This window comes from Nocardioides sp. NPDC006273 (assembly GCF_040613495.1).
GTDB lineage: Bacteria > Actinomycetota > Actinomycetes > Propionibacteriales > Nocardioidaceae > Nocardioides.
Window position 1 is genome coordinate 39,071 of sequence record NZ_JBEXSD010000029.1, and the last position, 19,026, is coordinate 58,096.

The window sequence follows — 19,026 nt, forward strand, 5'->3', positions numbered from 1 at the left end:
GCCTCGCAGCCTGACCCGGACCGACCCCGCCTGACCTAGTCCGGCCGAGGCTCGGTCGGACCGGCCCTCGCCTCGGCGACCGGGTCTCCGGGCTGGCCGAGCCAGCGCGGCCCTTCGACCTGCACGGTGACGGTGACGTCCTCTCCTGCGATCTCACAGGACTCGAGCGTGGCCCCGTTGCGATCGGTGATCGTCGCCGCTGCCGCGCACGCGTCGCCGGAGACCTGGAGCGCGTCGGCACCCGCCAACGCAGCCAGATCGGCGGCGGACTGGGCGGTGCGATGGGCCACGAAGACCGCGCCCACCACACCCAGAGCCGCACCGACGAAGAGCAGCATCCCGATCGCGCCGACGGCGAACGGCGCTGCCGATCCACGTTCGTCCTGAGCTCGGACCGGCCTCACTGCTCCCCCTGCATCGTCTCCGTCGCGGCGACCGCCTCGCCCCGCACGGTCACACCCGGAAACCAGCTGAAGATCCCACCGGGCCCGGCGACCCGGGCGCGGGCCGAGGCCACGACCTCCTCTGCACCGGCGCTGACACGCACCTGGGTGCCCGCTGGTCCGATCCGCCGGCCGCGAGCGACGGCGGCACCGCTGTCATCCCCGCGGGCGACGGCCCGAGCGGTCTCGCGGGCCGCGTCGACCACCTGGATCTGCGCTGCTCCCACCGACAGCAACCACACCAACCCGATGGTCACCGCCACCAGGAGCGGGATGACCATCACCAACTCCGCGGTGGCGGCGCCCCGCTCGTCCCGCTCGGCCACGGCTCAGATCCCCAGGAGACTGAGCACGTGCTGGAACAGCCTGTTGAGAAGGTCGTTGCCGAGGCCGCCGGTGAGCAGCTTGTAGAGCAGGCCGGCAAGCCCTGCGCCGGCCGCCGTTCCCACTGCGTACTCAGCCGTCGTGATCCCCTTCTCGTCCTTCTGCAGATGTGCCTTGCTCATGATGGTCCTCTCTGGTCGATGGCCGTCCGTACGGCCGTTCGAGGACGACGATGGCCCGTGCCATCGACATTCGCGACCGCCATTTCGCTACCTGTGGACAACCCCGTCCCGAACCTGCCCTGTGGACACCAATCGGCCCACTGACCAGGGCATACAGCAGCTGGCCGAGGCGTCAGCTGACGCCTCGGCCGACGCGGGTGACGTCTCGGCAGGCTGGAGCTCGGCGGTCAGATGCCGATGTTGGCGAGGAGGCCGCCGACGACCGGCACGACGCCCAGCAGGAGGAAGGCGGGGAGGAGACAGATCCCGAGTGGGACGGCGGCCTTGACGCCCACCGCGCGGGCGCGGTCCTCGACCTCGGCGCGGGCGTTCCTGGTCAGGTCGTCGGCGAGTCGCTCGACCGTCGTGGCGACCGGGGCGCCGGTGGCCTGAGCTCGGGCCAGGGCCCGGCCCAGCGGCGCCAGTGCAGGGTCATCCACCAGGGTGCGCCAGGTCTTCTCCGGATCGGCTCCCAGGTGGAGCCGAGAGGCCGCCGGCAGGAGACGGGCAGCTGCCGGGCCGGGAAGCGCTGCCGCCACGGCGACCAGCGCCTCGGCAGGCGCGGCACCGGAGGAGAGTGCGGCGGAGAGGAGCCGAACCAGGGCGGGCAGCTCAGCTTTGGCCGCCTCGCGTTCGCGCCGCACGTCGACCGGCTCCACCCGGCCGATGACCAGCCAGCAGACGACGCCCGCCGGGGCGGCGAGCACGGCGCCCACGGCGCCTCCGACGAAGGAGTAGACAGCGCCGGCGGCGAGCAGCGCCAGGAGCGGCCGCCAGCGCATCATCCAGCCGCCCGGGTCGTCCCGGGCCTCCTCGACGACCGCGCCTACGCCAGGAAGACGCGGGGTCGGCGCCGGCAGCAACGCCGCCGCCAGCCCGAGCGCGATGGCAGCAAACCATGGAGTCATGTCGCTTCGACCCCACGCGCGAGGCCCTCGATCCACCACAGCCCCAGCCAGCCGAGCAGCATCCCGAGGCCGAGGCAGGCCAGGCCGACCGGCGATCCGAAGAGGAATGCCAACGGATCGCCGCCGACTCCGCTGCCCATCGCCAGAGCGGCCACAGGCAGGCCGGCGATCAGACGAGCGGTGGAGCGGGCCGATCCGAGCTCACCGTCGACGACCCGCTGGGTGGCGGCGGCGGCTCGGAGGTCGAGCGCGACCCGGTCGAGCGCGTCCGCGAGACCGCTCCCGGTCTGGTGCGCGATCTGCCAGGCGGCGGCGACCACACGAAGCGACCCCGCCCCCGGAACCTCGGCGACCTTCCGCCAGGCGGCGGGGACGTCCGAGCCCATACGCTGCGCCTCCGCCACCGGCTCGATCATCGGCCACTCCACGGCGAGCTGTGACAGCGCAGGGCCGGGTGGGTGTCCGGCTGCGAGCTCGGCCGCCATCTGCTCGCAGGCCTCGACCACGCGGTTGGCCGTACGCCCCGCCTCGATCCGCTCACAGCGGCGCCGCCACAGGGCGGCCCCGCCGAAGCTGGCGATCCCGAGCAAGACAGCCGCGACGACCGCCTTGCCCGGGAAGACCATGGGGATCAGGGCGGCCAGGAAGAGCGTCCACCGCGGCAACCGCCATGCGGGCGCCCGTGATCCGACCAACGCAGGCGGACGGAGCATCAGCGCGGCGGCGGCACCTGCCAGCAAGGCGACCAGCCCGAGGCTCACCCCGCTCACCGATCCGCTCCCAGCAGTGCCTCGAGCCGTCCCGAGGCAGGCCCCGCGATGACGTCGCCGTCAGCGGCCACCGAGCAGGCGGTCTCCATCCGAACCAGCCCGTCGGCTCCGCGACACGGGACCGCGATCTCGGTCAGCACCCGGCGACCGTCACGCCGACGCAGATGCACCACCACGTCCACACCGGAGGCGAACTGACTGTGCGCCGCCTCCCGGCCCAGCCCAGCGGCGAGCGCCAGAGCCTCGACCCGCGCCGGGACGTCGGCCGCGGAGTTGGCGTGCAGCGTGCCGCAGCCGCCCTCGTGCCCGGTGTTCAGCGCAGCGAGCAGGTCGACGACCTCGGCACCACGCACCTCCCCCACGACCAGCCGGTCCGGTCGCATCCTGAGGGCTTGGCGGACCAGGGCGTGGAGCTCGACCACGCCCGCGGCCTCGATGTTGGCCGGCCGCGCCTCCAGACCAACCACGTGCGGGTGGTCCGGGCGCAGCTCGGAGGCGTCCTCCACCAGCACCAGCCGCTCCTCGGGCGGCACCAGCGACAGCAGAGACGCCAGCAGCGTGGTCTTCCCGCTGCCCGTCCCTCCCGAGACCAGGAAGGCTGAGCGCGCCAGCACCAGCCGTCGCAGGAGATCCGCGACGGCGGGCACGACCATCCCGGAGGACTCCAGCTCGTCGAGCGTGAACGCCCGCGCCGAAGGGACCCGAAGCGAGATCACCGTGCCTGGTCGAGCCAGCGGGGCGAGCACCGCGTGGAACCGGCTGCCGTCACCCAGCCTGAGGTCGACGTAGGGCGAGGCGTCGTCCAGACGGCGTCCGGCGCCAGCCGCCAGCCGCTGCGCCAGGCGCCGGACCGCATCGTCGTCGGGAAAGGCGACCGGAGCGGGCTCCAGGCCGGATCCGCGGTCGATGAAGACCTGGTCGGGCCCGTTGACGAGGACGTCGGTCACCCCGGGCAGCCGCAGCAGCGGCTCCAACGGACCGGCACCGACCACGTCACGACGCAGCATCTCGAAGACGCCCAGCACGGTCGCGTCACCGACGATCCGCCCCTCGGCGCGGAGCGCTTCCTGGACCCGGTGCGGGGTGAGCTCTCCCGGCGTACGCGCCAGGTGGTCGCGCACCAGGTCGACGACCTGGGGTGCGATGTCGACTGCCCCGAGAGCGCCCGTCATGCCGCCACCGCCCCTGCGCGAAGGCGACAGCGTGTCAGCACCTCGGCCGCAGCCCGGGCCAGCGGCGCCCGCTTGGATCGGATCGGCCCCAGCCCCAGGTCGACGGCCTCGGACAGCCCGCGTTGGTCGGACAGCGCGGCGATCACCGGGACCCCGAGCGCTCGGCCGACCGCCTCCGGTTCGGCGGCGCGGCCCCGGACGACGATCCGCACCCGGTCCCGCTCGGGAAGACGGGAGATCAGCCGCGCAGCGGACGCCGTGCCGGTGACGTCGGCCCGGACCACGACGAGGACGACGTCGCACCCGGTCAACAGCGCCTCGATGCCTTCGTCCGACTCGCGTGGCAGGTCGACCACGACGAGGTCATGGCCTCGACGTGCGGCGGCCAGCACCTCGCGCGCGACCTCCGGCCGCGGTGGGACGGCGTCGCCACCCGGCCAGCCCAGCAGGCCGAGCGAGCCGATGTGCGGCACCGCCTCGCGCAGCGCACGGGCACCCAGTCGCCCGGCGGTCTGACCGAGATCGCCCCAGGTCACGCCTGGGATCTCGTCGAGACCGAGCACCCGGCCGGCACCCGGCCCGAGCCGGTCGGCGTCGACCAGCAGGGTCGGTCCACGCTCGGCTCCCAGGCTGGCCAGGGCCGCGGCGTACGTCGTCGCACCGGCGCCGCCCGACCCGGCCAGCACGCCCACGACCATGCCGTCGCCGCCTTCGCCGTCGCTGACGTCGGCGAGCAGGCCGGCGACCACGGTCTCGGCCGAGGGCAGCTCCAGCATCGTCTCGGCGCCGATCTCCAGCGCGGCCCGGAGCAGCGGCTCACCGGTCGCGCCCCATCCCACGACGTACACCCCGTCTCTCCGGGGCGGGCGCAACGACGCCACCTCCACCAGGAGATCGGCCCCGACGAGGATCAGCGGTGGTCGTTGCCATCGGCGCAGGGCGCCGACGGCGTCGCCGCACTCCTCGACGGTGACGCCGGAGGCAGCAGCCAGGCGAGCCGCCTCAGCGGCCAGCAACGAGTCCGAGGTGATGACAAGAGGTTCCGAGGTCATGACAGCAGGATCCGTCTGGGCGCCGACATTTCCACCCGCATTTCCAGAGCCTGTGGATAACCCCGTCCCGGACCCGCCCTGTGGATGACGAACGGCCCACCCAGCGGGCGTCTACGATGAGCCCATGACACGCATCGCTGCGTTCTTCGACCTCGACAAGACGATCATCGCGAGGTCGAGCACGCTTGCGTTCTCCAAGCACTTCCAGGCCGGCGGCCTGATCACCCGAGCGGCCATGATCCGCTCGGCCTACACCCAGTTCGTCTACGTCGTCGGTGGAGCCGACCACGACCAGATGGAGAAGATGCGCAAGGCGCTCTCCGAGATGGTCACCGGATGGGACGTCGCCACGGTCAAGGAGATCGTCGCCGACACGCTCCACAACGTGGTCGACCCGCTCGTCTACGAGGAGGCCGTGCAGCTCATCGAGCAGCACCATGCCCAAGGCCACGACGTCATCATCGTCTCCGCCTCCGGCACCGAGCTGGTCGAGCCGATCGGCGCGATGCTCGGCGCCGACCACGTCGTCGCCACCCAGATGGAGATCGAGGACGGACGCTACACCGGCGAGATCGCGCTCTACGCCTACCGCGAGGAGAAGGCCCGCGCGGTCCAGCAGCTGGCCGAGCGCTTCGGCTACGACCTGGAGCAGTCCTACGCCTACTCCGACTCGGTCACCGACACACCCATGCTGGAGGAGGTCGGGCACGCGTTCGCCGTCAACCCCGACAAGGACCTCCGCAAGATCGCCAAGGAGCGCGGCTGGGACATTCTTGTCTTCAACAAGCCTGTCGCGCTGCGCAGCCGGGTGCTCACCCCGTCGACACCGACCCTGGCCGCGCTGGCCGTCGGCGGTGCCGTGGCGATCGCCGGCGGGGTCATCTGGGCGGGCACGAAGCGTCGTCGCCTCGGCGCCTGACCCGCGCGGCACCAGGATCGGGCGGGAGCGGAATCATCCTCCTGATCCCGCAGAATTTCCAGCCTTGAATCTCGCCGCTGATCAGCGTAGAAACGAAGTCGCAACAAGACGTACACGAGTGCCAAGGCACCCACGCGGCGATCAACCCATCTGATGGGGTGCTGTAGCCGGGGAGAAATCCCGACGCAGTGACCAGACCCTGCACGCTTGGTAACCAGACGGCCTCGTGTCCGTGGTGGCATCCGGTGCTCACAACCCACCGGGTGCCACCTTCATTTCTCCCCGGACCATTTCGGCGACCTCGCGCCCGTTCTACTCGGCCGCGTCCAGACGCAGCGGCGAGGCCTCGGCCCCGGCGGCGTACGCCTCGGCCGCATAGAGCAGCCACGAGTGCGCCCCCGCCTGACCGCCTTCACGGAAGCCGCGCAGGTTCGACTCGTAGGCGGCACGCAGCGCCAGATGACCGGCCTCCGGCACGACCAGCGACTTCTCGTCCACGCCGCGCGCGACCAGGATGAGCCGCTCTGCGGCACGCGCGACCAGTCCGTTGTGGGAGGCGAACGGCGCCGACGTCGCCAGGTCGGCGTGCACGAATGCCGCGACGGCCAACGCCGGAGCCGACGTCGGAGCGAGCAGCAGATCGGAGAGACGCCGCAACCGCTCGGCCGCGGACGAGGACCGCGGCCGCCCCAGCTCCTCGGCCTCGAGCGACGCGCCCGCCACCAGCGCGTGCATCCGCGCGAACGCCTGCATGGGCGTCTGCTTCACCACCGGCACCAGCGCGAGCAGCTCGGTCGAGAGCCGCACCGCATCCTGTGCGATCGCGTCGCCGCCGGAGGCCCGGATCTCGGCGAGCGTCGCGCCGGAGCCCTCCAGCACGGCGGACGCGTGCGCACCGCGCAGCAGCGACTCGGCGGTGGTCTCCGGGGACGTACGCCGCAGTCCCCGGTCACGCAGCATCACGTCGATGCCGTCACGAGCAGCGGCGAACCCCGACGCCACGCCTTCGAGCGACACCAACCGGGCAAGCGGATCGTCCTTCACGCGTCAACCATAAGCGCGCGTTACCCTGACCGAGATGACGGACCCAGCGAACCCCGACCCGGCACGCTCCTTCGGAGGCGTGGCGGACAGCTATGACCGCGGGCGCCCGTCCTATCCGACAGCTGCGGTGAAGTGGCTGGTCGGCGCGGAGTCGTGCTCGGTCCTCGAGCTCGGCGCCGGCACCGGGAAGCTCACTGAGGTCCTCGTCGGCCTGGGCCATGACGTCTTCGCGACCGACCCGGACGACGCGATGCTCGACATCCTGTCCGGGAAGCTCCCCGACGTACGCGCCACCAGCGGCACCGCCGAGCAGATCCCGACCGGCGACTCTCTCTACGACGTGGTCGTCGTCGGCCAGGCCTTCCACTGGTTCGACCACACCAAGGCCCTTGCGGAGATCGCCCGAGTCCTGAAGAGCGAGGGCCGGCTGGCGATCATCCAGAACGACCGGGACAACCGCATCCCCTGGGTCCGCAGGCTCGGCGACCTTCTGGGCCACCTCGACCACGACTTCGACCACGCCGAGACCCTCGATGACTCCGGTCTCTTCTCGGCGGTCGAGTCCCAGACCTTCCGGCACTGGCAGGTCGTCGACCGTCGCACGATCCAGGACCTGGCCGTGTCGCGATCCAACATCGCCTCGCTCGAGCCGGAGGCCCAGGAGCGGAAGCGGCGCGAGGTGCTGGCCTTCTACGACGCCTACGGCCGCGGCATGGACGGCATGCAGCTGCCCTACAACTGCCGCGCCTGGCACGCCCAGGTGCTCCCACACGCCCAGGTGGTCTCGACAGGCTCGACCACCGGCGCGCGCGAGGTCGACGGGGCGGACGAGCGTGACGATGCCGACGGGCCGGCGGTGCCGCTGGCCAAGCGCACCGACACCGCCGTACGCCTCCCCCGGGTCGTCACCGACCCGGACAACGGCGACGACGACCTGCTCATCGACTTCCGGTGAGCCCCGCCCTCACGACAGGGGCCGATCACGCGTGGTGAGCGCATCGCGCCTCGGGTCCATCAGGTCGAAGCTCTGGAGGATCCAGAAGATCGTGAAGCAGGCCAGCAGCGAGACCTCGGTCGCCAGCAGCCAGTAGTCCCAGCCGGCCAGACCCAGCACGATGCCCGCTGCCAGCAGCACCACCATCGCCACGACCAGTGCCCAGTAGGTCTTGTCGAACCGCGTACGCGCCTTGTCGGCCTCCTGCGCGATCTTTCGCACGCCCCAGTCGGTGTTGAGCACCACGGCGAGCGCGAACGGCGTGAACGTGAACACGGCCGCGAGCCCGTGCGCCTTGCTCGCGAAGCCGTCCTGGTCGATCAGCAGCCAGACCACGCCGACCACCCACGCTCCGGCGACGGAGCCCAGTCCGATGGCGGCCCAGCGTGAGGGCCAGGCTCCGGCGACGGCCCGCTTGCGCAGCCCGAAGATCAGGACGACGACCCAGCCGATCGCCATCACCGCCAGGTAGCTCCAAGCGTTGTTGACGATGGCCGCCTTGTCGATCTCCTGCCCGATCTCAGGCGTCGGGACGAAGCCCACCATCGGGGCCGAGAGCCCGGCGAGGTTGAGCGCGGTGTCCTCGGCGTCGGTGTAGCCCCGCAGCACCACCAGAGACACGCCCAGCGCGCACAGCACAGCGGTGAAGACCGGGCCTGCAGGGGTGTAGTAGTACGACGAGATCGAGGTCTGCCATTCGCCACTCGCGATCGTCTCAGCGCCCACCGAGATCGCCAGGCCCGCGAGCAGACAGCACAACGCGAAACGGACATAGCGGTACGTCGTCACCTCGGTCGTCATGCTCCCTGAACGTAGCGGGATCCGGGCACCTACGCGCCGCTATTCACCCGCGCGTCCGAGACCCGCGCCAACCGTTCACCATGCATTCTCGACCAACGGTCGACGTGATGAATGCCACACTCGCTAACGTAAATCGATCGGGATACCCGGTGATTTCGATAAATCGTCCGTCCGCACTCCGATGCACCCATGAAGATGACGATCACGTGAAATCCTTCGTCCCGGGCCACAGATGTCTTGGGATGCGGCGACGGACGCATTAGCGTCCGGAGAAAGCCGCATATCTGTGCCGTAGCCCCACCACCATCACCGCTCGGGGGATGCCTCCTGCGGAAAAAGTGAGGTCGACATGTCCACCGTGACGTATCTCGAGGACGGCCCTTCCGTCCTCTCCCTGTACGAAGGCTTCTTCGCCGGTGGCGCGCGGATCCTGCACACCGCAGTCGTCCGCTCGCTCGACGCCACCACGTCTCAGCGACACAGCGTGCTGAGCCTGAGCGACCGCGTGCAGCGCGAGTTCACCGCCCAGCGGATCTCCTCGGACAACTCCTACCGGCGCCTGACCTCGGCCGGCGTGCCGGTCAGGGCACTGAGACGTACGCCGACCGGCCCGATCACCGCCAGCCAGCTCAAGCGGGTGGCGCAGTCGGTGGGGAAGGCGGACGTGGTGCTCTCCCTCAAGGAGCAGCCACTCACGGTGCTGGGCAAGGTCGGCACGTCGGGGACCCCGCTGATCACCTGCCTGCACCGGTCCGACCCGGAGCACCAGGGGGCCGGCGTACAGGAGCTCATCGACCTCGATCGGGCCGGACTGCTGACCGCGGCGGTGTGCTGTGCGGAGTCGACCCAGCGCGCCTACCACGAGGCGACCGGCATTCCGCTGGAGCGGCTGCCGGTCTTCCCCAACGGCGTCGATCTCGACCGGTTCCGCACCGACGCCGACCTGCGGAAGAGCAAGCGGGCCGAGCTCGGCGTGGCCGGCGACGCGCCTGTGGTGATGATCGCCGCGCGCTTCGACGCGATGAAGAACATTCCGCTCTTCGTCCGCGCCGCGCGTCGGTTCGTCCAGGAGCACCCCGACGCCCACCTGGTCATGTGCGGCGCCGGGATGACCGCCGAGAACCCGGCCTTCGCGGCGCTCATCGCCGAGGAGCTCGGCTGGTGGCCGGCCCTGCAGACCAACCTGCACGCCCTCGGGATCCAGAGCCAGATGGCGCCGCTCTACAACGCCGCCGATCTGATCACGCTCACCTCGGCGTTCGGCGAGGCCGCCCCGCTCTGCCTGCTCGAGGGCATGGCCTGCGGCGCGGTCCCGGTGACCACGCCCGTCGGCGACGCCCCGGCGATGGTCGGCGACCTCCGCCTGGTCGCGGGCTTCGACCCGGCCGAGATGGCCGAGTCCTGGAAGGCCGCCTTCGCCCAGCGCGAGGAGCACTTCGAACGCATCTTCCGACACCGCGATCACCTCTCCGAGCAGCGGCTCTTCGACGCGTACGCCCGGCTCATCAAGGAGTCCGCGGACTCGGCCCTCATCCCGGTGGCGGTCTGAGCGCTCAGTAGATGCTGACGTCGTAGGCGTTGACGGCCTCGCGGACCGGCTGGAAGAAGGTGGTCCCGCCGGAGGAGCAGTCGCCGGTGCCGCCGGAGGTGATCCCGAGAGCGGTCGAGCCGGCGTAGAGCGGGCCGCCGGAGTCTCCCGACTCGGCACAGACGTCGACCTGGATCATGCCGCGGACGGTGCCCGCCCCGCGGTAGCGGACCGAGACGTCGAGCGCCTCGACCCGGCCGGAGCGTACGCCGGTGGACGAGCCTTCGCGGGTGACCCGCTGGCCGACCCGAGCGTCACCGACGGTGTAGCCGCCCGAGTGGGTGAGCGAGGAGTTGCCATAACGCACCAGCGCGTAGTCGTTGCCCGGGAAGCTCGACTTGGTGGTCGGCCCGATCCGGGTGGTCTCTCGGGAGTTGGTGTACCACGTCCCCACCTCTTCGGCGCAGTGGCCGGCGGTGAGCAGGTAGTGGGTGCCTCCGCTACGTACGTTGAAGCCCAGGGAGCATCTGATGCCACCGCCGTAGATGGCGTCACCGGCGCCGAGGAGCGGCTTGAACTCGCCCTTGGCGCGCTTGACCGTGATCGCATCGGCATCGACCCCGATGGATCGGGTCAACCGGTTCAGCGCGGTTTCGGGGACGGCGGAGTCCGCGGTCACGACCACCTTGCCGGTGGCCTCGTCGGTGTACCACGCGATCCCGGCCAGGGCCGACCTGCTGACCGCGGAGTCGACGGCGGAGTGGACGGCCGCGAGCGCCTTCGCGCTGCGCTTGCCCTCGCTGAACTTCTCCTCCGGAGGTGCGGCTGCCGCCGGCGTGGCCGCGGCGGTAGCCGCCAGCCCTAGCCCGACCGCTGCCGCAAGCAGACGGTTGCGTGACCTGATGAACCCCATGCGTTCCTCCTGCGTGCCCGAACACGATCACAGTGAGTATGTCGTTGTCGGCACCTCCTCGCCAGTGCTGGGCAAAAAATCTTTCCCACTGCAACGAAACCACGTACGCCGCGGGGCGAGGTGGATCGACCCACCCCGCCCCGCGGCGTACCCGTGCTCTGTCAGTAAATGGTCGCGCCGTAGACGCTGAGCGCCTCAGTCACCGGCTGGAAGAAGGTCGTCCCGCCGGTGGTGCAGTTGCCGCTGCCGCCGGAGGTCAGACCCAGCGCGGTCGAACCGGAGTAGAGCGCGCCGCCGGAGTCACCGGGCTCGGCGCACACGTTGGTCTGGATCAGGCCGCTGACCGTTCCCTGGGAGTAGCGGACGCTCGCGTTGAGCGCGGTCACGGTGCCGCGGTGGACACCGGTGGTGGAGCCGTCCCGGGTGACGCTCTGGCCGACCCAGGCGTTGCCCGCGGTGAAGCCACCGCTCTTGGAGATCGACGTGCGGTGGCGGACGATGCCGTAGTCGTTGCCCGGGAAGCTCGAGCCGGCGGTGGAGCCGAGCAGCGTGCTCTGCGAGGAGTTGGTGTACCAGGTCGAGACGTTGTTGGTGCAGTGGCCCGCGGTCAGGAAGTAGTCGGCGCCGCTGACCTTGACGTTGAAGCCGAGCGAGCAGCGGGAGCCGCCGCCGTAGATCGCGTCACCGGGACCGATGAGCGGGGTGAACTCACCCTTGGTGTGCTTGACGGTCACGGCCTGGTCGCCCTGGCTCGTCTTCTCGGCAGCAGCCTTCTTGACCTTCGCGATCTCGGAGGCGGAGACCGTCTCATCGACGGTGACGACGACCTTGCCGGAGGCCGGGTCGGTGTACCACGACGAGCCGACCGGGGCGGACTCGTCGACAGCCGACCTGACCGAGGCGACCTCGGCCTTGCTGAACTCTGCCTTGCCGGACCCGGCGTCCGCGGCAGCAGCCGGGACGGCCACGGCGGCGGAGGCCGCGAGGCCAACACCTGCGGCGAGCGCGGCGATCGTGCGGGGACGGAAAGTGGTGCGATCGAACCTCATACGTCTCCTCCTGGGGGAATGGCCCGCTGGTTGCAGGCTCCTGCGCCCGAACCACGGGTTTCGTGGCTTACCGGGGCAGGTAACTGAGTTTCGTGTTCTTTCCCCGGCAGCGCAGCACATTCGAATCCCCAAGAATCTGCATTGCAACGACTGGCTCTTCGGCTTCTTGCAATGCAGCAACACGCATTTCTCCAGACGGCTTTCGGCATTTGCCCGCCGAAGAGGATTGCGAAAGCATTGCGAAGTTGTAGGTGCCCGAGTCGCGGGCCGCGTACGGTAGGTATTTCGTGTTCATCTCGCTGCTCGAGCGAGGGATTCGGACAGGAGATCGTCCGTCTTCCAAACCTTCGGCGTGGCGACCGTTGATAGATGGTAGACAAACCCCATGCCGTATCCGCCGCCCTCAGGCTCCCCCGGTTCGGGCGCGCCTGACGAGGAGCCGCAGAAGCAGCCTGCGCCGTTCGACTACAACGAGCGCCTGATCGGGCTGTCCGTGGGCGACGGCGGCGACCGGCCTGCGTTCAACGCCCGCAAGGAGCGCGCCGGGCACGGTGGCCCGCTGCGCCAGGTCCTGACCATCGCCGTGTCCCTCGCTCTCGTGGTCGTGTGCGGCGTGGTGGTCTACGCCCTCTTCACGCGCGGGGACGACGCGGCCACGACCGTCGGAACGCCGACGGGGAGCGACACTCCCTCGGCCGGGGAAAGACCGACGGACTCGGCAAGCCCCGAAGGCGAGCGCTCCGACGTCAGCGGCGAGTCCAGCGGCAAGCCCGGCTGGCCCGGGACGAGCTCACCGGCCGACCCCAGCAACGGCGCCACCTCGCGTTCGACCATCGGCCCCGAGCGACTCTCCAAGGCCGATGTCCCGCGCCCGTGGGAGTTCACCTACGGCGAGGTCACGCTGAAGGCCCGCTACCTCAGCGGCAAGGACTACGCAGGCTGCAAGGCGACGCTCAAGCGCGTGGTCCGCGACCTCGGCTGCGACTACGCCGTCCGGGTCTCCTACAAGGCTCAGCAGAACAACGTACGGATGACCCACTTCGTCTACGACTTCAGCACCGTCGAGGCTGCCGGGGAGGCTGCCGCGAAGATCGAGCCGAGGCACGTGATCCCGCCCACGGAGGCCTCCCTGCCGGGCTACACCCAGGGCTGGTTCAAGGTGAAGGACTACGGCAAGTACGTCGTCTACACCATGGTCACCGCCACCGGCGCCATCACCGAGGCCAAGGGCAAGGAGTACACCTCCTACGGCAACACCGACCTCGGTGCGGAGATCCTCTTCCGGATGTGAGTCCGGATCAGGGACTCGGCTGATCCGCTCCCGGCGACGGCACCTCGCTCGAGCCGCTCTCACCGGTGTCCGGCTGCTCTGTGGGCTCCGCGCTGGGCTCCACGGACGCCGAGACGCTCGGCTCCACCGGCACGGCGGGCTCCGACGGCTGTGGCGTCTCCGAGGTGTCGGAGCTCGGGTTCGAGGTCGGCTCCGAGGTCGCGGTCCCACCCGTTGACGGATCCTGGCGCGGCTTCTCGTCGCGCTCGCCGGAACCGCCGCCGGTCACACCGGAGATCGTGGTGCGCCCGTCGTCGTCGCCCACGATCGAGCTGACGCTGCGGCCGGCGAGCAGCTCGACGATCGTGATCGCGGCGACCACGACCACGAACATCGCCAGCGAGGCCAGTCCGATCCGCTTCCAGGGCAGCGCGCGGAGACGCTCTCGCCAACCGGACCCCTCCGCCGCGTCGCTGGACTCGACGGGCTCGGTCGCAGCGATGAGCTCCGAGACGGACTCGGGAGTGGGCTTCGAACCGCCACGTGAGCCGGCGAGCCCGGCCGACCGCCACCGGGCCAGTGCCTGGGCCCGGGCCACCTTCTCGCGGCTCTTCGCCAACCCCTGCGAATAGAGGTTGGTGCCGATCGTGGCCGCGATGCTGCCGACCGCTGCGCCCGCCAGGGTGCCCACGGCACCGAGCGTGGAGAGCAGCAGCGCGGAGGTGACCGCAGCGAGCGCGCCAGCGGTGGTCGCGAGCCAGTCGATGCGTGCTGGCTTTGTGGCCCGGGTGTCGCTGGAGGGCGGGGTGTCGCTCATTGAGCCCAGGTTAACTCGCGACCTGACGCAACCGGCAGCAACTTGACGCAGGTCACCCCTGGCCCAGGTCACGCTCCAGAGCCGCGGCGCCGGACATCAGGGTCGAGACGAGGCTCGGCAGCGACTCCTTGTCGTAGCGGACGCTGGGCATGGAGATCGACATCCCGGCGACGACGTCACCCCCAGCGCCTCGGACGGGGACCCCGACGGCGACCACCCCCCGCTCGGTGCGGCCGTCGTTGAACGCGAATCCGCTGCGGCGTACCCGCTCGAGCTCGGTGCGCAGCGCGTCGAGGTCCGGGCGATCGGCCGATTGATCGGCGTACCTCTCCCGGGAGTAGATCGAGGCGAGCTCCTCGTCGGCGATCTGGGCGAGGAGCAGGAGGCCGGCGGTGGTGCGGTGGGCAGGGAAGACCATGCCCTCGCGAGAGCCGACCTTGAGCGACTGCGGCGACTCGACCGAGGCGATGAACCGGCAGGTGTCCCCGGCGCGGACGGCGACGTTGGCGGACTCGCCGAGCAGGTCGACCAGACGCTGCAGATGCGGCAGCGCCACCTGACGGAGCCGGGAAGCGGTCGAGCGGGAGTGTGCGGCCAGCTCCAGCACGGGGCCGGCTCGGTAGACCTTGTCCTCGTCCTGGACCGCGAAGTCGCGGTAGACCAGCATGGCGAGCAGCCGGTGAGCGGTGGAGCGGGCTACGTCGAGCCGAGCCGCTGCCTCGGAGACAGTCAGGCGACCTTCGACCTGAAGGATCGCCGCCAGCTCGAGTGCGTGGTCGACGCTGGTGATCGCGTACGGGGGCCGGGTCTTGATCGGCTTGTCCATCCCACCTCTTCCTGATCACACCAAACCAAGCATCTATCGCCTGGCTCCGCAGGAGATTCACGGACCTAGTTGTTCTTTTCAACAGAATCATTTGTTCTGTCGGCGCTGAACCAGCACTCTGTGACCATGACCATCCTGATCGACGCCACCCCGGCGCGTACGTTCGACGACTCCCGCCGCTGGGTCACCGAGGGCACCGCCCTGCTGACCGACGGCATCGATCGGCTCGACTCCGCCGATTTCGACGGCGACTCGCAGCTGCCGGGCTGGACCCGCAAGCACCTGATCGGCCACGTCGCCGCCAACTCCGAGGCCCTCGGCAACCTGATCTCCTGGGCGGAGACGGGCGTGGAGAAGCGGATGTACGCCTCCCCGGAGCAGCGCAACGCCGACATCGAGGCGGCCGCGACGCGACCCGCCGACGAGCTCCGGGCGTGGTGTCTCAGCGGAGCCGGGGAGCTCGAAGAGGCCATGGACCGGCTGACCCCCGAGCAGTGGGAGCACGAGGTGATCACCGCACAGCTCGTCACCCGCAAGGCCGGCGACGTCCCGTGGATGCGTGCTCGGGAGGTCTTCGTTCATGCCGTCGACCTCGGCGTCGGGATCACCTTCGCGGACCTGCCCGATGACTTCCTGTTCGCGCTGGCCGACGAGATCCGTACGAAGCGGGCTCTCTCGGACGACGACCTGCGCGGCGTCACAGGAACTCTGCCCGAGGTCGCTGCCTGGCTCGCCGGACGGCCGCACGGCCTGGTCGACGCACCGGAGCTCGGCCCCTGGCTGTGACCAACGCTGGCGCCCACCCGTCGGCGCATCGCCGAAAGTAGCAGCGGCGGCGGGGTCGTAAGAGAGAATGGAGGAACCGCGTGGGAACGTTTCTCCCACGTGATTCTTTACTCGCAGGGGGCCCGATGACTACGCCGACACCACCACCGCCGCCGGACGGCTATGGTGCGATGCCGCCGGCACCGAACCTGCAGCCTGCGACGCAGCAGCCTGTCCGGCCGCCGAACGAAAATTCGTTCGGCGCGGGCGGACCACCACCCCCACCCGCACCCCGGTCGCACAACCCGTGGCCCATCATCATCGGGCTCGGCGCGATCGCCGGCGTGCTCATCATCGGCGTGATCATCACAGCTGGCATCGTCGTCCTCAGCGGTGAGGACGATCCCACCGCCGGGCCTGGGCCATTGACCGTGACGCCGACGCCGAGCACGTCACCTGACCCGTCGGCCACCGATCCCGCGGCCGGCGGTCTGGCCGCAGAGCTCTTCGAGGGCGACTGGAAGTTCAAGCTCGGCGACGTGAGCATGAACGCGACGTACGGGGCCTCCCAGGACTACCCGGACTGCGGCCCGATCGCTTCGGCGGCCCTGGACAGGAAGGGCTGCCGCTACGCCGCGATGGGGATCCACGACGCCGAGGGCGGCAAGGTCCGGATGCTCCGGATCGTCTACGTCTTCGACAGCGAGGCGGAGGCGACGGCGGCCGCGAAGTCGGTCAAGGAGACCGACTTCGACCTACCCACCGGCAGCCTCATCGAGGACGACGTGATCGGAAAATGGGTCGCCAAGGACTCCTCCAAGGCGGTCGTCGTCGGCTTCGTGACTGCGCAGAAGGGCGTCTCGGAGAAGAGGGTCGACGACTATCTCCACTACGGCACCGCCGACATCGCGGGCGCACTGATCTTCATGGACCTGTAGATGCTGGAGTTCACCCGAGGTTTCTGAGTATTCGAACGCGTTTGGTTCGACGCACACGGCTCACCCATACCGTCGGTAGGCGTGTCCCCCAACGCACCGTTCGCCTCGGGCTCCGCTTCGGACGGGCCCGACCGGATCGACCAGCGATGGCGCGCCGGCTTCATCGCCGTGGCGCTGTGCGGCGTTCTCGCTGCCGCGCTCAGCTTCCTCGTGCCGACGACGGCGTCGGCAGGCCCGACCGTCAAGGTCGCCCAAGCCGAACCGGTCCAGCCAGGCTTCCAACGCTTCGCCTGGCTCAACGCCTGGGCCGACCACCACACGGCACCCGGAGGCGCCGCTGCCGGCCGGCTCGACGGGGTGCCGCGAATGCGGATCGTGGTGGGTCACCTGCGGCGTACGCTCATCGACTTCGGGGTGCTCGCCGAGGTGCAGGCTCGACAGCGGGAGGCGTTCGAGTCCTTCGGCGGGGAGTTCGCCCTCGTCTCCACTCCCGATCCGACCGACGACGCGGTCTTCTACCGCCGCTCGGTCTTCCAGCTGGTCAGCAAGGACACCGTCACCATGTACTACCGCGACGGCGCGCGCGTCAGCGCGCCGGTCGTGGTGCTGGAGGAGCGATCCTCGGGCCAGCGCGTCGGGGTCTTGCCGGTGCACTTCCCGGCGAGCCTCCCGTCGATCCCCGAGCAGAAGAGGTGGCGCGACCTGAACGCCCTGATCGTCAAGGACGTGGTGGCGAGCGCCGAGGTGCCGATGGTCGTCGCGGGTGACTTCAACCAGCGCAACGACATCCTGTGCGACCTCACCTCGCCCGAGACCGGTCTGGTGAGCCCGCTCGCGACGCACGACGGGTGCGCCACCGCCCCGCGGGCACCGATCGACCAGGCGTTCCTCAGCCCGTCGCTGCGACCCGCCCGCTACCGGGTCTACGCCGGCCCGTCGGCCCGTCGGGCCACTGACCACGCCGCGTTCTACCAGGTCAGGGTGCGGATACCAGACAGCTTCTGAGCATTTCAGAAGTACGTCCGGACCAGGTCGGTCACGGTGTAGTCGAGGTCCACGACCGGGATCAACCGCCACTTGTCGAACGCCGTGCACGGGTGGGAGATCCCGAAGCCGACCAGGTCGCCCGGCCGCAGTCCGGCGTCGGTGCGCAGGAAGGCGTGCTGGTCGCCCAGCTTCTCCACGGCGCCCTCGAGCTCCTCGCCGCCGTTGCCGCCGTTGCGCCGCACGGCGAGCGGGACGGGCAGTCCGTTGTCATAGGGCGCGTCCCGTCGACCCATGCCCACGATCACCAGCCCATCCTCGGGTGCCGAGAGCACCTGGGCCCAGATCTCGATGGCCGGTTCGAGGCTTCCCTCGATCCGGTTGAAGGGCGTCTTGTCGGCGTAGAGGCTGTGATCATGGGTGATGTACGCACCGCTGCGGAGCACCTTGCGAGGTGTCATCCCGTCCGGCCAGCCCGTCGTCCAGCGCTCGGCGAGCACGTCGAAGTAGGAGCTCCCGCCCGCGGAGACGATCGCATCAGCAGCGACCAGGCCCTCGGTGAAGAGGGTCGAGGCGAGCTCCTTGAGCCGGTCGAAGTAGTCACCGACAGCCGCGGGCGTCCCCAGCCCGCCCTCGTAGCCGGCCACACCCGCCAGGAGTACGCCAGGCGTGGAGTCCACCACCCGCGCCAGCTCGACGGCCGCCTCGACGGAGCGGCAGCCGGTGCGCCCGCCGGGGAAGCCCAGGTCGATCAGCACCGCCAGCGGCCGGTCCTCGTCGCCGACCAGGACCGAAGCCTCGGCCGCGGCCTCGACGCCCTCGAGCGAGTCGACCCAGTGCAGATGGAGGAACTCCGGATCGGCCGCACGCTCGGAGGCGACCCAGCTCAGCGCGCTGTGGTCGAGGATCTCGTTGGCGACCAGGACCCGGCGTACACCGGCGTGGCGGGCGACCAGGGCCTGGCTGGGTGAGGCGACCGTGATCGCCCACGCGCCGGCGTCCAGCTGCCGCCGATAGAGCGAGGGCGCCATCGTGGTCTTGCCGTGCGGGGCGAGCAGCAGGTCGTGCTCCTCCGCGAACGCCGCGAGGGTCGCGATGTTGTGCTCCAGCGCACTCTTCTTGAGCGCCATCACCGGCCAGGTGAACGAGCCGTCGAAGAGATTGCGGCCGGTGGCTGCGTACGCGGTGAGATCGACGGCTTCTGCTGGCTCCCAGAAGCCCTTGTCCGCCCAGGTCACGTGATCATCCATCGGGACAGAACCTACCGACGGCCCAAGCGCGGGACACC

21 protein-coding genes are annotated in these 19,026 nt (G+C 70.2%); 7 read left to right on the forward strand and 14 right to left on the reverse strand.

The window, feature by feature from the left end:
• Positions 1–35: 35 nt before the first annotated feature.
• The 7 genes from ABZZ22_RS14330 to ssd all read right to left on the reverse strand — a co-directional run bounded on the left by ABZZ22_RS14330 (position 36) and on the right by ssd (position 4,890).
• Complete coding sequence (locus tag ABZZ22_RS14330) at positions 36–404, reverse strand: Rv3654c family TadE-like protein (protein ID WP_354932381.1); 369 nt, start codon at positions 402–404, stop codon at positions 36–38.
• Entirely contained in the window at positions 401–769 is a 369-nt protein-coding gene (locus tag ABZZ22_RS14335; protein WP_354932383.1) for a TadE family protein, read from the reverse strand. The genes ABZZ22_RS14330 and ABZZ22_RS14335 overlap by 4 nt, the downstream gene beginning before the upstream one ends.
• Before the next feature lie 3 nt (positions 770–772).
• Positions 773–949, reverse strand: a complete 177-nt coding sequence (locus tag ABZZ22_RS14340) for a DUF4244 domain-containing protein (protein WP_179660259.1) — start codon at positions 947–949, stop codon at positions 773–775.
• Between the two features lie 227 nt (positions 950–1,176).
• Positions 1,177–1,896 carry a type II secretion system F family protein gene (locus ABZZ22_RS14345; protein ID WP_354932385.1) on the reverse strand — a complete coding sequence of 240 codons (720 nt, stop codon included), beginning with the start codon at positions 1,894–1,896 and terminating at the stop codon, positions 1,177–1,179.
• Positions 1,893–2,666, reverse strand: coding sequence for a type II secretion system F family protein (locus ABZZ22_RS14350; RefSeq protein ID WP_354932387.1), 774 nt, complete (start codon positions 2,664–2,666; stop codon positions 1,893–1,895). The genes ABZZ22_RS14345 and ABZZ22_RS14350 overlap by 4 nt, the downstream gene beginning before the upstream one ends.
• Positions 2,663–3,838: a TadA family conjugal transfer-associated ATPase gene (locus ABZZ22_RS14355; protein ID WP_354932389.1), complete on the reverse strand. Its 1,176-nt coding sequence runs from the start codon at positions 3,836–3,838 to the stop codon at positions 2,663–2,665. Before ABZZ22_RS14355 ends, ABZZ22_RS14350 begins: the two co-directional genes overlap by 4 nt.
• The gene (gene ssd, locus ABZZ22_RS14360; RefSeq protein ID WP_354932391.1) at positions 3,835–4,890 is read right to left on the reverse strand and encodes a septum site-determining protein Ssd; all 1,056 of its coding nucleotides are present in this window, start codon (positions 4,888–4,890) and stop codon (positions 3,835–3,837) included. The genes ABZZ22_RS14355 and ssd overlap by 4 nt, the downstream gene beginning before the upstream one ends.
• 124 nt (positions 4,891–5,014) lie before the next feature.
• Between ssd and ABZZ22_RS14365 the strand changes: the two genes are divergently transcribed.
• A complete protein-coding gene (locus tag ABZZ22_RS14365; protein WP_354932393.1) occupies positions 5,015–5,809 on the forward strand; it encodes an HAD family hydrolase in 795 nt (264 codons plus the stop codon).
• Between the two features lie 312 nt (positions 5,810–6,121).
• Here ABZZ22_RS14365 and ABZZ22_RS14370 read toward each other — a convergent pair whose 3' ends face one another.
• Entirely contained in the window at positions 6,122–6,853 is a 732-nt protein-coding gene (locus tag ABZZ22_RS14370; protein WP_354932395.1) for an oxidoreductase, read from the reverse strand.
• Positions 6,854–6,887: 34 nt separating this feature from the next.
• Here ABZZ22_RS14370 and ABZZ22_RS14375 point away from each other — a divergent pair, with 34 nt between their 5' ends.
• Positions 6,888–7,808 (forward strand): class I SAM-dependent methyltransferase, encoded by a 921-nt coding sequence (locus tag ABZZ22_RS14375; RefSeq protein ID WP_354932397.1) that lies wholly within the window; start codon positions 6,888–6,890, stop codon positions 7,806–7,808.
• A 9-nt stretch (positions 7,809–7,817) separates the two neighbouring features.
• Here ABZZ22_RS14375 and ABZZ22_RS14380 read toward each other — a convergent pair whose 3' ends face one another.
• The gene (locus tag ABZZ22_RS14380) at positions 7,818–8,648 is read right to left on the reverse strand and encodes a hypothetical protein (protein ID WP_354932399.1); all 831 of its coding nucleotides are present in this window, start codon (positions 8,646–8,648) and stop codon (positions 7,818–7,820) included.
• Positions 8,649–8,997: 349 nt separating this feature from the next.
• Between ABZZ22_RS14380 and ABZZ22_RS14385 the strand changes: the two genes are divergently transcribed.
• A complete protein-coding gene (locus ABZZ22_RS14385) occupies positions 8,998–10,197 on the forward strand; it encodes a glycosyltransferase (RefSeq protein ID WP_354932401.1) in 1,200 nt (399 codons plus the stop codon).
• Positions 10,198–10,201: 4 nt separating this feature from the next.
• Here ABZZ22_RS14385 and ABZZ22_RS14390 read toward each other — a convergent pair whose 3' ends face one another.
• Together ABZZ22_RS14390 and ABZZ22_RS14395 are read right to left on the reverse strand one after the other, a co-directional pair.
• Entirely contained in the window at positions 10,202–11,089 is an 888-nt protein-coding gene (locus ABZZ22_RS14390) for a S1 family peptidase (protein WP_354932403.1), read from the reverse strand.
• Positions 11,090–11,250: 161 nt separating this feature from the next.
• Positions 11,251–12,138, reverse strand: a complete 888-nt coding sequence (locus ABZZ22_RS14395) for a S1 family peptidase (RefSeq protein ID WP_354932405.1) — start codon at positions 12,136–12,138, stop codon at positions 11,251–11,253.
• Between the two features lie 385 nt (positions 12,139–12,523).
• Here ABZZ22_RS14395 and ABZZ22_RS14400 point away from each other — a divergent pair, with 385 nt between their 5' ends.
• Positions 12,524–13,429, forward strand: coding sequence for a hypothetical protein (locus ABZZ22_RS14400; RefSeq protein WP_354932407.1), 906 nt, complete (start codon positions 12,524–12,526; stop codon positions 13,427–13,429).
• A gap of 7 nt (positions 13,430–13,436) precedes the next feature.
• Here ABZZ22_RS14400 and ABZZ22_RS14405 read toward each other — a convergent pair whose 3' ends face one another.
• Together ABZZ22_RS14405 and ABZZ22_RS14410 are read right to left on the reverse strand one after the other, a co-directional pair.
• Positions 13,437–14,225, reverse strand: a complete 789-nt coding sequence (locus ABZZ22_RS14405; RefSeq protein WP_354932409.1) for a hypothetical protein — start codon at positions 14,223–14,225, stop codon at positions 13,437–13,439.
• A 52-nt stretch (positions 14,226–14,277) separates the two neighbouring features.
• Positions 14,278–15,051 (reverse strand): IclR family transcriptional regulator, encoded by a 774-nt coding sequence (locus ABZZ22_RS14410; RefSeq protein WP_354932411.1) that lies wholly within the window; start codon positions 15,049–15,051, stop codon positions 14,278–14,280.
• A gap of 126 nt (positions 15,052–15,177) precedes the next feature.
• Between ABZZ22_RS14410 and ABZZ22_RS14415 the strand changes: the two genes are divergently transcribed.
• The 3 genes from ABZZ22_RS14415 to ABZZ22_RS14425 all read left to right on the forward strand — a co-directional run bounded on the left by ABZZ22_RS14415 (position 15,178) and on the right by ABZZ22_RS14425 (position 17,759).
• Positions 15,178–15,837: a maleylpyruvate isomerase family mycothiol-dependent enzyme gene (locus ABZZ22_RS14415; protein WP_354932413.1), complete on the forward strand. Its 660-nt coding sequence runs from the start codon at positions 15,178–15,180 to the stop codon at positions 15,835–15,837.
• Between the two features lie 125 nt (positions 15,838–15,962).
• The gene (locus ABZZ22_RS14420; RefSeq protein ID WP_354932415.1) at positions 15,963–16,754 is read left to right on the forward strand and encodes a hypothetical protein; all 792 of its coding nucleotides are present in this window, start codon (positions 15,963–15,965) and stop codon (positions 16,752–16,754) included.
• An 81-nt stretch (positions 16,755–16,835) separates the two neighbouring features.
• Positions 16,836–17,759, forward strand: coding sequence for an endonuclease/exonuclease/phosphatase family protein (locus tag ABZZ22_RS14425; protein ID WP_354932417.1), 924 nt, complete (start codon positions 16,836–16,838; stop codon positions 17,757–17,759).
• A gap of 5 nt (positions 17,760–17,764) precedes the next feature.
• On the opposite strand, the gene ABZZ22_RS14430 is transcribed toward ABZZ22_RS14425, so the two are convergent.
• Entirely contained in the window at positions 17,765–18,988 is a 1,224-nt protein-coding gene (locus tag ABZZ22_RS14430) for an alanine racemase (RefSeq protein WP_354932419.1), read from the reverse strand.
• Between the last annotated feature and the right edge of the window lie 38 nt (positions 18,989–19,026).

Bases quoted from the DNA above. Each gene is read 5' to 3' on its own strand.
- ABZZ22_RS14380 (WP_354932399.1), bottom strand. From the start codon at position 8,648: ATGACGACCGAGGTGACGACGTACCGCTATGTCCGTTTCGCGTTGTGC.
- ABZZ22_RS14420 (WP_354932415.1), top strand. From the start codon at position 15,963: ATGACTACGCCGACACCACCACCGCCGCCGGACGGCTATGGTGCGATG.
- ABZZ22_RS14375 (WP_354932397.1), top strand. From the start codon at position 6,888: ATGACGGACCCAGCGAACCCCGACCCGGCACGCTCCTTCGGAGGCGTG.
- ABZZ22_RS14355 (WP_354932389.1), bottom strand. From the start codon at position 3,838: ATGACGGGCGCTCTCGGGGCAGTCGACATCGCACCCCAGGTCGTCGAC.
- ABZZ22_RS14390 (WP_354932403.1), bottom strand. From the start codon at position 11,089: ATGGGGTTCATCAGGTCACGCAACCGTCTGCTTGCGGCAGCGGTCGGG.
- ABZZ22_RS14340 (WP_179660259.1), bottom strand. From the start codon at position 949: ATGAGCAAGGCACATCTGCAGAAGGACGAGAAGGGGATCACGACGGCT.
- ssd (WP_354932391.1), bottom strand. From the start codon at position 4,890: ATGACCTCGGAACCTCTTGTCATCACCTCGGACTCGTTGCTGGCCGCT.
- ABZZ22_RS14395 (WP_354932405.1), bottom strand. From the start codon at position 12,138: ATGAGGTTCGATCGCACCACTTTCCGTCCCCGCACGATCGCCGCGCTC.
- ABZZ22_RS14365 (WP_354932393.1), top strand. From the start codon at position 5,015: ATGACACGCATCGCTGCGTTCTTCGACCTCGACAAGACGATCATCGCG.
- ABZZ22_RS14385 (WP_354932401.1), top strand. From the start codon at position 8,998: ATGTCCACCGTGACGTATCTCGAGGACGGCCCTTCCGTCCTCTCCCTG.
- ABZZ22_RS14415 (WP_354932413.1), top strand. From the start codon at position 15,178: ATGACCATCCTGATCGACGCCACCCCGGCGCGTACGTTCGACGACTCC.
- ABZZ22_RS14430 (WP_354932419.1), bottom strand. From the start codon at position 18,988: ATGGATGATCACGTGACCTGGGCGGACAAGGGCTTCTGGGAGCCAGCA.
- ABZZ22_RS14400 (WP_354932407.1), top strand. From the start codon at position 12,524: ATGCCGTATCCGCCGCCCTCAGGCTCCCCCGGTTCGGGCGCGCCTGAC.
- ABZZ22_RS14345 (WP_354932385.1), bottom strand. From the start codon at position 1,896: ATGACTCCATGGTTTGCTGCCATCGCGCTCGGGCTGGCGGCGGCGTTG.
- ABZZ22_RS14410 (WP_354932411.1), bottom strand. From the start codon at position 15,051: ATGGACAAGCCGATCAAGACCCGGCCCCCGTACGCGATCACCAGCGTC.
- ABZZ22_RS14405 (WP_354932409.1), bottom strand. From the start codon at position 14,225: ATGAGCGACACCCCGCCCTCCAGCGACACCCGGGCCACAAAGCCAGCA.